This window comes from Streptomyces sp. NPDC042638, assembly GCF_040647235.1.
Lineage (GTDB): Bacteria > Actinomycetota > Actinomycetes > Streptomycetales > Streptomycetaceae > Streptomyces > Streptomyces rameus.
The window spans coordinates 1-15,560 of the sequence record NZ_JBEZBT010000051.1 but is presented as its reverse complement, the minus strand read 5'-3'; the positions used below and the strand labels follow the sequence as shown (position 1 = coordinate 15,560).

Below are 15,560 nucleotides of genomic sequence, written 5' to 3'. Positions count from 1 at the left end.
TGGACTGACGACCCATTGAATCGAACAAAGATCTAATTCAGGGAACGGGCGTGCCGTACCTTTGGCGCGTGGCTGCGAGGTACGGCGAAATGCGCAGGCCCGCCTACGCCCCAAGGCGACATGATCGATCGACTGCGCTGGAGCACCTGTCGCATTCGGCCACCGGCAGCCAGCACCCCAGTCGGCACCGTCCCCACCCTGCAGGTCGGTTGTGCCCGAGCGGTGCAATTCCGCCGTTGCAGAGTCGGCAACCTGCGCCGGTATCACCGGCGCTTACGATGAGGCCAGGCGGCGCGCCGGGCCGCGTGTGGCGTGATCCACGGTTTTGCTGGCTGTGGGCAAGCGATTGCATTGCTGCCGCACCACTGGACAGCACATCCCTCCTAACGGTTGGAGAACAGCCAGTGTCACGTGGCAGATTCGCAAAGAGGATGGCAGCAGTCGGGATCAGCGCCGCCGCGCTCACCAGCGTGGTGGCGGCCGTGCCGGCCCAGGCCGCGCAGGCTCGCCCGGACACGGTGTACGCGGACTGCACCGTGGGTGACTACGGCAAGAACCACGACGGCGTGTGGATCTCCTGCGGCGACGTCGTGGGCGGTCAGGCCCGTGGCCGCGCCGACTGCAAGGCGGCTCCGGACATCTACACCGACTGGGTCGGCGCCTGGACCTACGCACAGAACGGCTTCTGCTGGTTCAGCATGCGCGGCGCCGTCATGGAGACCCGCGCGCACTGACCACTGAGCAAACCGGGGGATGCCGCGGAACGGTCCGCGGGTATGCAGCCGAAGACCCCGTGAGAGAGGTTGTCACCGAACGATGCGCACCGCGGTATCCACCCGGCCGGGAGCCGGAGGACCGGATGATCCGGTCCTCCGGCTCGAAGGCGTGCACAAGGTCTACGGCACCGGAGCCACGCGGCATGTGGCTCTGGACGCTGTGACGGTCGAGTTCCATGCGGCGAGCCTGACCGCGGTGGTGGGCCACAGCGGCTCGGGCAAGTCCACCCTGCTCAATGTCGCCGGCGGGCTGGAGCAGCCCAGTTCCGGAACCGTCGTCCTGGGCGGTCAGGAGCTGACCAGGATGGGGCCCGCCGAGCTGGCCCGCACCCGTGCGGGGCTGGTGGCCTATGTGTTCCAGGAGTACAACCTGATCCGCACCATGACGGTCCTGGAGAACGTGTGCCTGCCCCTGGAACTGTCCGGGACGGCACGCAAGGAGGCACGTCGGCAAGCGCTTGAGGCCCTTGAGCGGACCGGAGTCCCCAAGCACACCCGGAAGTTTCCCGACCAGTTATCCGGCGGTGAACAGCAGCGGGTCGCGATCGCTCGTGCGGTCGCCGACCACCGCCCGCTGGTACTGGCCGACGAGCCCACCGGCGCACTGGATTCCGCCAACGGCGAGCGCGTCATCTCACTGCTGCGGGACATCGCTGCCGGCGGCGTCGCCTGCGTGATCGCCACGCACAATCCCGAGGTCACCGAGGCGGCCGACCGGATCGTGCGTCTGCAGGACGGTCATATCGTGGAGGGCGGCGCGTGATCCGCAACCGGCATCGACGGCTGGCCTGGGTGCTCGGCTGGCGGCTCGCCAGCCGCAGCCGTCTGCGCACGCTCCTGGTCTGTCTGGCCATCGCCCTGCCCGTAGCGGCCGGGGCAGCGGTCGCCGCCGTGACAGCCACAGCCCGTATCTCGCTGCCGGAGGCCACCGCCGCGGCCTACGGCACGGCCGACGGGCGCATCACCACCCTGTCCGGGCAGCACAAGGGCGATGCCACCAGCCCGGGACGCCTCACCGCCCAGCTGAAGTCCCTGCTTCCCGCAGGCGCCCGCGTCACCTACGACACCGACGTACTTCAGCTCACCATCAGCGGAACCGGCGGGCAGCAGAGCACCGTCGACGGCCGCGCCGTCGACCTGGCCGACCCTCTCACCCGCGGCCTGTACCGCATCGACAAGGGCATCCCGTCCGCCAAAGACGGGACCATCGTCCTGTCAACTGCCCTGGCCCACGCCATCGGCGTCACCGAACCCGGCCGGCACGTCCGGATCGGCCGTACCGAGCTCACCGTGGCCGCACTCGTCTCCGACCGGTTCGACCTGAGCCACCGCCTGTTCGCCCTGCCTCCGGGCGGTCCGATGACGGCGGCCGCTCTGTCGCAGGCGAAGGACATGGGAAGTCCCCGGTGGTTCGTCGGCCTTCCCTCGGGAAAGACGCACCCGGAAGCGGGAAAGCTGCAGAACGCCGGATACGCCTACGTTCCCAGCAGTCAGGCCTCCGCGATCGCGGAGGAGAGCTCGGGTACCGACTCCACGGCGCTCCTGGTCGGCCTCGGGCTGCTGGCCGAGACCATCCTGCTGGTGACCGCCGCCTTCGCCGTCGTCGTCCGCAGTCAGCGCCGGCACATGGGCCTGCTCGCGGCGCTTGGCGCACCGCCGAAGGTGACGGGTGCCTTCTTCCGCACCCACGCGCTGTGTGTGGCGGGCATCGGCTCACTTGCCGGTGTGGCCGCCGGCCAGGCCGCGGCCCATCTGGCCGTGCCCACCCTGGCCGAACGGGCTGGGGCCGACTGGGGGCCGGTGGGCGGGGCATGGTCCACCTCGCTGGTCCTGGTCGCCGTCACGGTGGCGGTCACCGTCGCCGCCTCGACACTCCCGGCACGGGCGGCTCTGCGCGAAGACCCCACCGCGCTCCTCAAGGCGGTTCCGCCGGTGCACAACACCCGACGGCTGAGGCTGCGCACGGCCACGGTCGCCTCCTTGGTCCTGGCGACCGTGGCGGGTCTCGCCGCGACGGCAGTCGATGCCGGAGCCGCCACTGCGGTACTGGGCGTGATCGTCTTCACCGCCGGCATCACGGCCACGGCTATGGCCGTCTCATCCCTGGTGTCCCGGCGGGCCGGTACCGCCTATCTGGCTCTGCCTGCCGTGCTCCGGTCCGCGCTGCGTTCCCTCCTCGCCTTCCCCGTCCGCGCCGTCACGACCGTCATCGCCCTCGCAGTGGTCGCCGCGGTCTCCTCCACCGTGCTGGTCGCCTCGGCCTCGGTGGCACAGAAGCAGCGTGATGACTACCAGCCCTCGCTCCCCGGCAAGACCGCCCTGATCGTGGCCTCCCGTGCCCTGACCAATGCCGAACAGTCCGCGCTCAAGGACGCCACCGGAGCCACCGAGGTGTCCACCGGCTACCAGCGAGCAGCGGTTCCCCGTGACGGCAAACACGCGCCCGTCTCGCCCAAGACCGACTTCCTGTCCTGCATCGACTCAAGAGGCCTGCTGCAGTACGGCCACAACGACTGGCAGCCCTGTTCCGCAGTCTCCCGGTCGCAGATCCCCTTCCCCACCGTCGGCGTCGCCGACACAGCGGCAGCACAGACACTCTCCGGAGCTATGACGGACGAACAGCGCCAGCGCTACGAGAGCGGCCAGGCCGCCGTGGCCGTCACCCCGGCCGGACTGTCCGACCAGGTGTCGCTGGTCGCCATGGCCCGGGGAACACATGGGTTCACCCTGGAGAACACCGCCACCCTGCCACTGATCCGCCCGAAGCACGCCGACACCGACGAATACCAAGCCCTGCCCGCGGTCCTGGTCAGCCCGGCCGGAGCAAGAAAAGCGGGGATCATCCCGGTAGGACCCGAAACCTACCTGCTCCGTGACCGCACCAAGCCGAACCAAGGGAAGGTCACGCGAGCGCTCCCGGTGGACACACAGTCCGATTCGCAGGTCTCGGTCGAATCGGGCCCCCAGACGGCCGGCGCGGCCCAACGACTCCAGCCGGTCGTGGCAGCCGTCTCCGTACTGACCACGATGCTCATCGTCGCCGCGATGGCCAGTCTGTGGACCTCCGACCTGCGGGGCGAATACCGGATGCTCGGCGCTGTCGGCGCCACCACCGGATGGCGCCGACGCCTGGCTTCCTCCATGTCCGGGCTGCTGATCCTCGTTAGCTCCGTGACGGGAACACTCTGGGGCGTCGCCGCGTGTGCCGCATTCCTCACCGGAATGGGTACCGCTATCTCCGTCCCGGCTGGATGGCTGACCGTCACCGTCGCCGCTGCCATCGCCACCGCCGCCGCCACGGGCGGCATTCTGGTTCCCCGCGCGGCCCGAGCACAACGACAAGCTTGAATGCCCCGGGAACTTCATGAGGGGGGTGCCGGAACGTTGTCACCAGCAGCAAACGAGGGGCGTCACGTCCGGCGACGTGCGGCGGGGTCGCGCTCGGCAACGTGTCGGGCGACTGCGTCAACACCGGGACGGGCGTACCGCTCCAGGGACCGGACGGAGGCGTGCCTGGAGCGTGCCAGCAGCATGGGGGTGGAGGTGCCGCCCTCCGCGTCGTGTGTCAGGGCGCTGTGGCGTAGCCGGTGCAGCGTGAAGCCGTCCAGGTCCTCGATGTCCTCGGGTGATGCGAGCGGGTTGGCCAGCAGCCGGGTGTTCTCCTCGAAGATCTCCTCGGCCCGGCGGTAGGAGAGCCGGGCACGACCTGTCTCGGGGCACACGTCGAGCGTCGGCGTCCCGTCCGGGGCCCGGCGGTCGGTGAGGAACAGCGGGCCGCGGGTGCGGCGGGCGATCAACCTGGGCAGCAGCTGGGCGGTGCCGGACTGCCAGTGAATCCACTCCGTCGCCCCGCCCTTGGCGGTGATCCTGCCGCGCTTGTCCTGCGGGTACAGGTCTTCCACGTTCAGGCACAGCACCTCGTCGGCGCGGGCCGCGGACTCGTAGAGCATCTTCCAGAACGTCTTTTCCCGCAGGGCGACGTCCAGGCGCCACAGGGCGGCGATCTGGTTCTCGGCGAGGGCCTTGGTGCGGTCCGGGGGTGCCGGCCGCCGCTCGATGCCGATCGTCGGATCGACTTCGATCCAGCCCTGTCGCTGCCACCAGCCGATCGCCTTGCGTGCGATGGACAGTTCCCGGTTGACGGTGTCGGCGTCCATCTCGTCCGCCCGTGCCGCCGCCAGTTCGGCCAGGGTCTCCGGCAGTGCCGGGTCGTCGATCGCGGTGACGGGGAAGGCGGGCGGCTTCGCGCCCCGGCGGGCGGGTCCGGTCGGCGCGGGTTCGCCGGCGAGCATCCATCCCCATGTCGTCAGCGAGATCCGGTAGATCCGTGCGGAGGACTTCGCGATGCCCGCGCCGGTGAGGTACCGCTCGACCGCCGCGGTGTACGACGAGGGCGGGGCGGACAGGGGTACGACCCGGGCGCGCGGGAGGCGGAGCGCGCCTCCCCTCCCAAGTTCGGTCACCGGTTCGATCGTCATGTCCGTCCCACCCATCCGGCACTGCCGCAGTAAATGCGTACACCTCGCCTGCGGCGGCCGGAGAACCCGCCGCAGGCCGCGAAGATCACCGTAGGGGCTCCGCCGCAGTAAATCCGGCATTTACTGCGGCATCAGCCTGACGAGCTGACTACTGCCATCCACCGCCCCGTTGGCCCGCGCCTGCAACCCGGGGTAAGGGCATCACACAGAGCTACTCGCCACTTTGCGGCAACATCGGGAGCGCACAGAGCTCCACTCACATCGCGTCAAGAGTTTTGACAGCTATGCCGGTTTCCTGCTCCGTTCCTACTGGGGCCCCGGTCACCGTCAACACCACGGGCGCCGCGACGAGTTCGTCGCCGGGCGCGTGCACGGGATCCACGGACAGCGCGGTCAGGTCGGCCCGGCGGCCGGGCGCGATCCGGCCGGCGACGGCGGCCTCCCCGGCGGCCGCCGCGGCATGGCTGGTGCAGCCCTCCAGCGCCTGCAACGGCGTGAGCCCCGGCCGGTGCGCCGCGGCGCCCCTGGGCCTGCGGGCCGTCGCCAGTACGGTCCGCACGTCGTAGTGCGCGATGGGCCAGTCCGAGCCGAGGGCGACCGTGGCCCCGGCCTCCCGCAGATCCCGCAGCCGCCAGGCGCGGGCGGCCCGGTCACCGCCGAGCCGCCGTGACCACTCGTCGGTGCCGTCGTCGCGGGTGTAGCCGGTGTGCGGCGGCTGCAGGGAGGCCGCGACGCCCAGCTCCGCGAAACGCGGCAGGAGTTCGTCGGGTGCCGTCTCGATGTGCTCGATCCGGTGCGCGCCGTGCCCGCCCGGGCCCAGCGTGGCCACGGTGTCCAGGACATGCCGGACGGCGGCGTCCCCGATGGCGTGCGTGGCGGTGCGGACGCCGGCCGCGTGCAGGGCGCGGACGGCCCCGGCGTACGCCTGCGGGTCCGGCCAGAACGCGTCGGTGCCCTGCCCATGGCAGTCGGGATGCTCCAGCCAGGCCGTACCGCCCTCCACGGTGCCGTCCATGAAGAACTTGACCCCGCCCACGACCCAGTGGCGGCCGCCCCTGCCCTGCGCCTCGACCAGCTCGCGCAGGGCATCGGCGTCCGCGCCCGGCATGCACCAGGGCGCGAACCGCAGCCGCACCGGCAGCACCGTCTCCTCCGCCACCGACTCCACCAGCTCCAGGTCCCCGCCGTCCATGACGTGGGCGCCGGTCAGCCCGGTCGCGGCCATGGCCGACAGCAACTCCAGCAGCCGCGCCCTGCGTTCGCCGTACGAGGGCCGGGGTACGACCGGTGTCACCAGGTCCATCGCCGCGTGTTCGACCAGATGCCCGGTGGGCCGGCCCGAGGCGTCGCACACCACCTGGGCGCGCTGGTCGAAGGCGCGTGGCCCGGTCACCCCGGCGCCGGCCAGCGCCGCGCCGTTGGCGAGGGCGGAGTGGCCGTCGTACAGGCGCAGGAAGGCCGGGGTGTCCCCGAGGACGTCCGCCACCAGCTCGTGGTGGACGGGGCGGCCCTCGAACGCGTTGTGGTCCAGCCCGTAGCCCACGACCCAGCCGTCCACCCGCTCGGCACGGGCGAGCGCCGCACGCAGTCCGGCCAGGTCGGTCACGCCGGACAGGTCGGTGCCGGTCGCCATGTCCAGCCCCCACACCGGATGGCTGTGGGCGTCGACCAGGCCCGGTACGAGGTGTGCCCCGTGCAGCTCCACGACCTCGGTGCCGGGGCCGCGCCAGTCGCGTACGTCGTCCGCAGTCCCGACCGCGGTGACCGTCCCGTCGTGCACGGCGACGGCCGTGGCGGAGGGACGCTCGGGGTCGAGGGTGCGGACCTGGGCGCCGGTGAGAATCAGATCGGCAGCGGGCATGCCATGAACTCCTGTCGCTGAGGGGGTCATTCGGTGGGGTCGGTGCCGAAGCCGGCGTAGACGGCGGGGCGGCTGCGGCGCAGCCACCACGCCAGTGGCAGGCCGAGGAGGAAGACGGCGGGTGCCATGACGACGAGCAGCACGTTCACGGCCGGGGGCGCGGCGGTGAACAGGTCGATGTGGGCCACCACGAGCGCGATCGCGGTCGCCAGCAGGACGGTGGCGAGGGCCGGCGCCACCAGTGTGCGCAGGCTCCCCTCCGTGTGCCGCACCCGGCGGAAGTAGCGGGCGACGGCGATCGCGGCGAGCAGCTGGAGCAGCAACAGGCCGATCATTCCCGGGGTGTTCACCCACAGCAGCAGCTGCTGGTAGGGATCGGCGCCGGCGGCCCGGAAGGCGAGGACGACGACGGCGCCCAGGGCGGTCTGGGCGAGCCCGGCGACGTAGGGGGAGCGGTGCCGGGGGTGGACCCGGCCGAGCCGGCGCGGCAGCACGCCCTCCTCGGCCAGGGCGAGCGCATAGCGGTTGATGGCGTTGTGGAAGGCGAGCAGGGAGGCGATGACGCTGGTGACGATGAAGACGTGCATCAGATCGGCGGCCCAGCCGCCCACATAGGTGGTGATAGCGGTGAAGAAGAGGCCGGCCGGGTCCTGGCCGGCGGCCTGGACGACCCGGTCGTCGCCGAACGCCTGGACGGCGATCCAGACGACGAACGCGTAGAACAGGCCGAGGAATCCGACGGCCGCGTAGGTGGCGCGCGGGACCGTGCGTTCGGGGTCGCGGGCCTCGCGGCGGTAGATGACGGTCGATTCGAAGCCGGTGAACGCCGCGAACGCGAAGGCGAGGACGGCCGCCGTGCCGGGCACGAAGACATGGGCCGGGGCGAGGGAGGCCAGGGAGAGGCCGTGTGCGCCGCCGTGCGCCAGCACGCCGCCGGCGAGCAGGACGAGTATCCCGGTCTCGGCCACCAGCAGCACCCCGAGGACCTTCGCGCCGAAGTCGACCGACCGGTAGCCGCCGTAGCCGATCAGCACGAGACCGGCCAACGACACCGGCAGCCACGGCACATCGGTGCCGGACAGGGCGTGCAGGGTGTCGCGGCTGGTGGTGGCGAGGAGGCCGTAGACACCGGTCTCCATGCCGTTGTAGCCGACCAGGGCGAGCAGGGCGGCGCCGATGCCGACCGGGCGGCCGAGGCCGCGGGTGATGTAGGCGTAGAAGGCGCCGCCGCTGGTGACATGGCGGCTCATGGTGGTGAAGCCGACGGCGAAGACGGCGAGGGTCAGCCCGGCCAGGAGATAGCCGGCCGGCGCGCCGATGCCGCCCAGCAGGATGGCGAGCGGGGCGACCCCCGCCATGACGGTCAGGGGCGCGGCGGCGGAGACGACGAAGAAGGCGATGTCGGCGGTGCCGAGGGAGCCGGACCGGAGGGTGGCGCCGTCGGACGGCGCTTCCTCCTCAGGGGTTCGGCGGTGGTCACGGACATACGGGGGAGCCCTTCTGGCGGCGGAGGGGAGGGGGTCCCGGTGGCGGGGGAGCCGGGTGGCGCGGGCACGGCGGGCGCGGCCGGGTGGACCGTCCGGGCCGGCGTCCGAAGGGCGCGCGAGGGGATGGCGGCGCCCGGAGCCGTGAAACCTAAAGCCTTTCGGTTTCCGCAATGTAACCTGCCGTCGGGCATCCGGGAAGACCTCAGGGGGACGCTGACCATGGGACGGCCGCGCATACCGCTCCTCGACCGCGAGCGCATCACCACCACGGCACTCCGGCTCATCGACGAGACCGGTGACTTCAGCGTCCCGCGGATCGCCCGCCGGCTCGGCGTGCAGACCGGGTCCGTCTACCACCACGTGGACGGCCGGGACGGCATCGTGGAACTGCTGCGCGAGCGTGTCTGCGCGGCGATCGACCCGGCCACCTTGGACCGCACTCCGTGGGACGCGGCCGTCGAGGCGTGGGCGCGGTCCTACCGGGCCGCGTTCGCCGCGCATCCGCGCGTGATCCCGCTGCTGATGACCTCGCCCGTCCGCGCCCCCCGGGTCCTGGCACAGTACGAGCGCGCGGTGGTGCTGCTGCTCGACGCCGGCTTCGGACCGGCCGAGATCATGCCGCTGGTCATCGCCCTGGAGAACCTGGTGCTGGGCTCGGCCCTCGACCTCGCCGCCCCGGAGGCCATGTGGGAGCTGACGGACAGTACCCCGACCCCCCGCCTCGCCGAAGCGCTCGCCGCGGTGGGCGACGGCCGCGCCGACCGCGCCTTCGAGGTGGGGCTGACCGCCTTCCTGGACCACGCGCGGGCACTGCGCGCGGCCCGGAGCCGGTGACCGCGACCGGCGCGCAGGGGCCTGCGGCGGGCCGACGCAGTACGAGTTTCCCAGTACCGCCAGTAACATGATCACCTGTTCCCGGGTGTACCAGTCAGTCAACTCGGCGCCGTCCTCCCGACGCGCCCAGCCCGGAGAACTCCATGTCTTCTGTCAACGACGCGTTGGACAACGCGCGCTTCACCTACGAGCAGCACATGCGGACGTGCCGCCAGTGCCATGCGGACGCCGCGCCCTGTGCCGTGGCGAAGCATCTCCTGCGGATCTACAACCTCGCCCGCCGGGACCGGATGCGGGCCACGGGGCCGGACAACCCCACGGCCTGACCGGCACGGCGCTTTTGGCCCGTCGCGAGGAGGGAACCCGGTCGCCTGTCCTTTCCACCGAGCCACAGGAGGCCACCGTGACGGACCGGCACGGTGACCGGCCGAACCCGGTCACCCAGCACGCCCGCCCCGACTTCCCCTCTCAGGACCAGCCGCATCCGGGCTGGACCGGCCCGATGGACCCGCCGCCCGACCACGGCGAGGAGTCCTACCGCGGCGCCGGCCGTCTCGAGGGCCACAGGACCGTCGTCACGGGAGGGGACTCCGGCATCGGACGGGCGGTGGCCCTCGCCTTCGCCCGCGAGGGCGCCGACGTCCTCTTCACCCACCTCCCCGAGGAGACGGACGACGCCCGCGAGACCTCCCGGCTGGTGGAGGACGCGGGACGCAAGGCGGTCGCCGTGCCCTGCGACATCCGCGACGAGGACGACTGCCGGTCACTGGTCGAGCGCGCGCTCGCCGAGTTCGGCCGGATCGACGTCCTCGTGAACAACGCCGCCTACCAGATGTCCCAGCCGGACGGCATCGAGGCGATCACCACCGAGCAGTTCGACCGGGTGATGCGGACGAACCTGTACGGGATGTTCTGGCTGACCAAGTTCGCGCTGCCGCACATCCCGTCCGGGGGCTGCGTGATCAACTCCACGTCGGTCCAGGCGTACCACCCCAGCCCGCACCTGCTCGACTACGCGATGACCAAGGGCGCCATCGTCACCTTCACCAAGGGGCTGGCCCAGATGGTCGCGGAGCGCGGCATCCGGGTCAACGCGGTCGCTCCCGGGCCGGTGTGGACGCCGCTCATCCCCTCGACCATGCCCGACACCGCGGAGTTCGGTAAGCAGAGTCCCCTCGGCCGCCCGGCCCAGCCCGCGGAGATGGCTCCCGCCTACGTCTTCCTCGCCTCGCCCCAGGCGAGTTACATCACCGCGGAGATCCTCAACGCGACCGGCGGCACCCCGCTGCCCTGACCGGCGCGCCCGTACGGCGACCACCCCCCGCTGCGCTCGTACGGTGACCACCCCGCTGCCCACGCGCCCGTACGGTACGGCTCAGACGCCCGGGAACGGCGGATCGGCCTGGAGTTCCAGCAGCCACCGGGCGGTCTGCCCGGGCCCCGGCCCGGTGCCGGACGCGCCGGGGAACGTCCGGCCCCAGGCGGCGGCCCGGCTCAGGACGCTCAGCCGCCAGGCGAGCGCCGCCGCCCGCCGCAGCTGTGCCGGCGTGCGGCCGTCGCCCGTCCAGGGCTCCAGATAGGCGGCGAGCAGCCGCGGCAGCACCTGCGGCCCGTAGCGCTCGCAGGCGCGTTCGGCCGTGACGCGCAGGCTGCAGAACGGGTGGGACACGGCGGCGTCGCCCCAGTCGAAGAAGGTGAACCGGCCCGCCGCCGGCCGGAACAGCTGTCCGTCGTGCAGGTCGGCGTGGTCGAGGGTGTCCGGGACGCCGAGCGAGGCGAGTTCGGCGCACCAGTCCTCGAGCCGGGGCCGCAGGCCGTCCAGCCGGGCGCGCTCGTCCGGGCCGAGCGCGGTGTTCCCGGCGAGCAACCGGTCGAACAGCGCGGGCAGGCCGGGCGTGCGGGCGGCGGGCACACCCAGCCGTTCGATCTCGTCCGCCCGCCGGACCAGGTCGTACTGCATGCTCGCGTACTGGCGCAGCAGGGCCTCCCACTCCCGCGGCGGCACCCGCTCGCTGTCGAGTACGGCCCGGAACAGGTCGCCCCCGTCGGGGAAGAGCGCCCAGCCACGTGCCGCGTCGACGGCCAGCGGATGCAGTACGTGCTCCGGCACCCAGCGCGCCAGGGCGGCGGTCAGCGGGCCCTCGAACGCGCCGGCCGGCGGACTCGCCTTGAACCACACGGCCGGCCCGCCCGCGACGGGCACCCGCACCAGCACGGACCACGGCCGCAACCGCACCTCCAGGGCGCCGTCCGCCCGCAGGCCGTGCCCGGCGAGCCCGCCCGCCACCCAGTCGAGGGCAGCCGCACGCCAGGACTCCCGCTCCCACGGGGTCACCACGTCCGCGTACCGCCCCCGGTCCACGACCATCGGCCCGGTGTCTCGCATCGCCCCATTCCAGCATCACGCCCGAGGCACCGGCCAGCGGTTTTCCCCCGTTGGCGCTCGGGTGTCAGTCCTTCACCGCTCCGCCCGGCCCGGAGACGCACGTAGATCTGGGTGAAGACCTTGAAGTCCCAGATCGCCGACTGGACGGTGACGATGACCAGGAGGGGCCTGAGCATCGGCGTCAGCACCGAGCGCCAGATCCGCAACTGCGAGGCGCCGTCCAGGGCGGTGGCCTCCCGCACCTCGCCCGGCACGGGCACGGATGCCGGCGTGGCGGTGATCATCACGAACGGGAAGGAGCACCGCACCACTTCGAACAGGACCAGGAGGAAGGCACTGTAACGGCCGTACGTCCACGAGAAGTCGCCGAGTCCGGGCAGGCGGTCGACCGGCCCGAAGTCGGGGTCGAAGAGGAACGGCCAGACCGTCGAGCCGGTGATCGCCGGCGTCGCCCACGCTCCCAGCGCGGCCAGCAGCAGAGCCAGCCGCGGGACCGCGCGGACACGGGTGAGCAGCACGGCCGGCGCACAGCCCACGGCCAGCGTGCAGCCCACACAAGCCGCCGCGAAGCCGACCGTCGCCAGCAGCACCTGCCAGAACCGGTCGTCGGTGAGGAGTTCGGTGTAGTTGGCCAGGCCCCGGAATCTGGTCGGTGCGCCGCCGCTGACCTGGGCCCGGGTGCATTCCAGGACCGAGATGAGCCCCAGCTGTAGACGGGGTAGACCAGCAGCCCGCCGAGGACGGCGAGGGCCGGCGCGACGCCGTGGTGGTGTCACCCGGCGACACGGGATCCGCCTCAGGTCCGCAGGGTTCACCGTCATCGAAAGGCGAGGTCGCCGAGCTGGACGTCGTCTCAGCCGCAACGATGCCACATCGGTTGCCGCTGCTGTTCGACGCGGTCCCACTGATCCGAGGCCGGGCCGGCCACCCTCGCCGCAGATCCGGCTCGCTCGTCGCCGAACGCGGCCACGACACCTACCGCGGCCCGGTCCACACCGCGGCATTGAGCCGTCATTGCAGGCCGAGGCACACGGCAGGGCACCGGTCTGGATGGCTACGAGTGGGCCGTCGAGCGCATCTTCCGCCTGGCTCTATGGAGCCTGCGGATCCGGTGGGAATGCAGTGCCGCCATCCTCGAAGCGTTCCTCAACTCGCCCGCCGCAAGTGGTGATACAGGTGTACTGAAGGTCGTACGGTCGGCCGCCGAGAACCAACGCCCGACCACCCGCTGAAGCTGGCACAGGTACCTGGCCATCGGTTGCCGAGGTACTCAACCGGGTGAATCATGGCATAGGTATGGTTTGTCATCCTTTGAGTAAGAGGATGGGGCTTTCGCCGAGGCTTGCACGTGCGACCTGTGGAGGACTCATGTACACGACTCGATCCTGTGCCCGTTCCGCTGCCATCTGCGCGGTTACCACGTGCATGATGGGCGTCACGGCGCTCCCCGCTATCGCTTCATCGTCGTCCTCGCCTTCGGTGGTCTCTCCCCTGGACAGGCAGCTCCTGACCGCAGCTCACCAGGGCAACCTGTGGGAGATCGCGACCGGTGAGCAAGCTCAGAGCGCCGCGACGACCGCCTGCGTCAAGCAGGCCGGCGCCGACTTCATCCGCGACCACCGCACCCTTGACGCCGGTGTCGTCAAGACCGCGGCGAAACTCGGCGTGGCACTGCCGTCCGGGCAGACGAACGCGCAGCTGAAGCAGACCGCCGCCCTCAAGTCCCATGCCGGGACGCCCGCGTACGACGCCGCGTGGCTCAAGGCCCAGTACCCCGCCCACGTGCAGACCCTCGCGCTCATCGACAAAGAGATCGCGTCGGGCACCAACCCACTCGTGAAGTCCCTGGCCAAGAGCGCGCGCCCGGTGGTCGCACGCCACACCCAGATGGTCAACCACGGCGTGTGCCACGCGTAGCGCCCGCCTCCCGGACGCGATCCCGACCTGCTGATGCGCGCAGCCTGGAGACGCCATGGTCTGGGAAGACGCGACGGCTCTGGTTCCGTAACAGCCAGCGGTATGTGGTGTGGCGTCGGGCGGAGTTAAAAGCCCGTGCGATGGACTGGCCCACCTTGGGACGCCTCCTGCCGCTGACCCGACCGGTCGGTGCGTACCTCATCGTCGCTCCGTCTGCGGGAGGGCTCAGCAGGGTGGCCGTCTGGGTCGGTGACACGGCAGGGCTGGGCGACAACACCCTGCCTTTGAAGCCCAGGTTGCCGCCCCGGCCGCATCGACAACAGCACTCGGCGATGGCGGCGCCGTTCCAGCGTGTGCGGTCCTGTTCGGCGAGGGGGATCCGGCTGCCGCCAGCCCCGTACGGGCGGGGCGGCAGGCGTCGGTGAGCAGTATGAGGGCCAGCAGGCCGGCCACCGCGCCGTCCTCCGGCAACAGCGCGCGCACGGCTCGGGTGAGGCGGATCGCCTCGGCAGCGAGGTCGGGGAAGTTGCAGGTCCGTTCCGGAGGTGGCGGTGTACCCCTCGTTGAAGATCAGGTACAGCTACAGCACCTGGAGCACGTCTCCGAGCTGTTCGGTGCGCTCGACCGGCGGGGGCATGCCGAAGGGCCCCCGAGGCCTTGATCCGGCGTTCGGCGCGGCTGCTCCGCTGGGCCAGGGTGGCCTCGGGCACGAGGTGGGCGCGGGCGATCTCGACGGTGGTCAGGCCGCCCACGGCCCGCAGCGTCAGGGCGATCCGCGCGGCCGGGGCCAGCTCGGCGTGGCGGCACAGGAAGCGCAGCGCGAGGGTGTCGTCGTCGGCGGGGGCGCGGTCCTCCCCCGGCGGCGGTACGAGGAACTCGTCGCGCAGGGCCAGCCCGGCGGCGGTCTCCTCGCGCCGCCGGGCGTCCTCGCTGCGCAGTCGGTATCAGCAACTACTCGCACCCGGATGATGCGCCGGGCCCCGGGCCAGGGAACTCACACGTGCATCGCCTGCGCCGGTTCCAGCGGCAGCGGCGCCCCGATCTGGTCGACCAGCCCCATGGTCGCGGCGAACCAGGCGAAGTCGTAGCGGAGTTTCGCTCGGAGCTCCTCCCGGCGGCCCCAGGCGTCGTGCTCCTCCAGCAGTCGCAGGGCGCCCCCCACGTGGTGAGGGAACTCCAGTGCCTGAAGGCGCACGGCTTCGAGGATCAGAGGTTCGGGGAGATGGGTCACCGCGAAGCGGAGGCAGTTGTGCACCATGGCCGTGCGTGCCTCCGGAATGAAGGCCTTACGCTCGCCGGCCGTCTTGAACCTGTGGGTGAGCGTGATTCCGCGGGCGAGGACGATCTCGGCGCCGGAAAGCCAGGCCCGCAGGCTGAACTCCGGCTCGAAGCCGCCATAGTGCACCATGCCCTCGTCGTATCCGCCGATGTGCTCGAAGAGTTCCCGTTCCAGCACGGTTCCGGCGGAGGAGGCGATCTGAACGTGGGGAGCTTCCTCACTCGACTCGGGCTCGGGGTTCCAATGGGTGCCCATGTGCGGCACGACGAGGCGGCAACCGTGGCCCCGCCACGAGGTGGCCCGGTCGGCGATGGTGGCGGCCAGGACGCGACCGGGATGGAGAAGCCGACGTACTTCGCTGTCCCAAAGGGGGGAGAAACCGACATGTGCGTCGGTGATGAAGACGACCGGAGCGGCGGCGTGGCGGACACCGAGGTTACGGGCAGTGCCTACGCCGGGTCTGTACGGTGAGCGGTGTAACTCCCGGTCTGGGAGCGACAGTTGATGACTGACGTGACAAGTGGCATGAAGGCCGGGGAGGC

Annotated in this window: 12 protein-coding genes and 3 pseudogenes; 8 read left to right on the top strand and 7 right to left on the bottom strand. The window is 71.5% G+C overall.

Annotated elements, in window-relative coordinates; genetic code table 11:
• The first annotated feature begins 431 nt into the window (after positions 1-431).
• From AB0B40_RS30455 to AB0B40_RS30445, 3 genes are all read left to right on the top strand, one after another.
• A complete protein-coding gene (locus AB0B40_RS30455) occupies positions 432-734 on the top strand; it encodes a hypothetical protein (RefSeq protein WP_362266726.1) in 303 nt (100 codons plus the stop codon).
• 82 nt (positions 735-816) lie between these two features.
• Complete coding sequence (locus AB0B40_RS30450; RefSeq protein WP_345057709.1) at positions 817-1,539, top strand: ABC transporter ATP-binding protein; 723 nt, start codon at positions 817-819, stop codon at positions 1,537-1,539.
• Positions 1,536-4,124, top strand: coding sequence for an FtsX-like permease family protein (locus tag AB0B40_RS30445; protein WP_362266724.1), 2,589 nt, complete (start codon positions 1,536-1,538; stop codon positions 4,122-4,124). The genes AB0B40_RS30450 and AB0B40_RS30445 overlap by 4 nt, the downstream gene beginning before the upstream one ends.
• A 62-nt stretch (positions 4,125-4,186) precedes the next feature.
• Here AB0B40_RS30445 and AB0B40_RS30440 read toward each other — a convergent pair whose 3' ends face one another.
• The 3 genes from AB0B40_RS30440 to AB0B40_RS30430 all read right to left on the bottom strand — a co-directional run bounded on the left by AB0B40_RS30440 (position 4,187) and on the right by AB0B40_RS30430 (position 8,515).
• On the bottom strand, positions 4,187-5,254 hold the full coding sequence (locus AB0B40_RS30440) for a tyrosine-type recombinase/integrase (RefSeq protein WP_362266722.1): 1,068 nt from the start codon (positions 5,252-5,254) through the stop codon (positions 4,187-4,189).
• A 256-nt stretch (positions 5,255-5,510) separates the two neighbouring features.
• Positions 5,511-7,115 carry an amidohydrolase family protein gene (locus AB0B40_RS30435; RefSeq protein ID WP_362266720.1) on the bottom strand — a complete coding sequence of 535 codons (1,605 nt, stop codon included), beginning with the start codon at positions 7,113-7,115 and terminating at the stop codon, positions 5,511-5,513.
• A 26-nt stretch (positions 7,116-7,141) separates the two neighbouring features.
• Positions 7,142-8,515, bottom strand: a complete 1,374-nt coding sequence (locus AB0B40_RS30430) for an APC family permease (RefSeq protein ID WP_362266770.1) — start codon at positions 8,513-8,515, stop codon at positions 7,142-7,144.
• A gap of 306 nt (positions 8,516-8,821) precedes the next feature.
• On the opposite strand from AB0B40_RS30430, the gene AB0B40_RS30425 reads away from it, so the two are divergent.
• From AB0B40_RS30425 to AB0B40_RS30415, 3 genes are all read left to right on the top strand, one after another.
• Complete coding sequence (locus tag AB0B40_RS30425) at positions 8,822-9,436, top strand: TetR/AcrR family transcriptional regulator (RefSeq protein WP_345057716.1); 615 nt, start codon at positions 8,822-8,824, stop codon at positions 9,434-9,436.
• 143 nt (positions 9,437-9,579) lie between these two features.
• Positions 9,580-9,762, top strand: a complete 183-nt coding sequence (locus tag AB0B40_RS30420) for a hypothetical protein (protein WP_345057718.1) — start codon at positions 9,580-9,582, stop codon at positions 9,760-9,762.
• Between the two features lie 77 nt (positions 9,763-9,839).
• Positions 9,840-10,730, top strand: a complete 891-nt coding sequence (locus tag AB0B40_RS30415) for an SDR family oxidoreductase (RefSeq protein ID WP_362266718.1) — start codon at positions 9,840-9,842, stop codon at positions 10,728-10,730.
• 81 nt (positions 10,731-10,811) lie between these two features.
• Here the strand turns inward: AB0B40_RS30415 and AB0B40_RS30410 are convergent, their stop codons facing one another.
• Together AB0B40_RS30410 and AB0B40_RS30405 are read right to left on the bottom strand one after the other, a co-directional pair.
• Entirely contained in the window at positions 10,812-11,822 is a 1,011-nt protein-coding gene (locus AB0B40_RS30410; RefSeq protein ID WP_362266716.1) for a phosphotransferase, read from the bottom strand.
• 98 nt (positions 11,823-11,920) lie between these two features.
• Positions 11,921-12,582 (bottom strand): annotated as a pseudogene (locus AB0B40_RS30405) (sugar ABC transporter permease); the annotation flags it as partial.
• Positions 12,583-12,699: 117 nt separating this feature from the next.
• Between AB0B40_RS30405 and AB0B40_RS30400 the strand changes: the two are divergent.
• Together AB0B40_RS30400 and AB0B40_RS30395 are read left to right on the top strand one after the other, a co-directional pair.
• A pseudogene (locus AB0B40_RS30400) lies at positions 12,700-12,804 on the top strand (IS5/IS1182 family transposase); the annotation flags it as partial.
• A gap of 497 nt (positions 12,805-13,301) precedes the next feature.
• On the top strand, positions 13,302-13,739 hold the full coding sequence (locus AB0B40_RS30395; RefSeq protein WP_345057726.1) for a DUF4142 domain-containing protein: 438 nt from the start codon (positions 13,302-13,304) through the stop codon (positions 13,737-13,739).
• A gap of 325 nt (positions 13,740-14,064) precedes the next feature.
• On the opposite strand, the pseudogene AB0B40_RS30390 reads toward AB0B40_RS30395, so the two are convergent.
• Both AB0B40_RS30390 and AB0B40_RS30385 read right to left on the bottom strand, forming a co-directional pair.
• Positions 14,065-14,677: pseudogene (locus tag AB0B40_RS30390) on the bottom strand (DUF6596 domain-containing protein); the annotation flags it as partial.
• Between the two features lie 56 nt (positions 14,678-14,733).
• Positions 14,734-15,273, bottom strand: coding sequence for a hypothetical protein (locus AB0B40_RS30385; protein WP_345057728.1), 540 nt, complete (start codon positions 15,271-15,273; stop codon positions 14,734-14,736).
• Between the last annotated feature and the right edge of the window lie 287 nt (positions 15,274-15,560).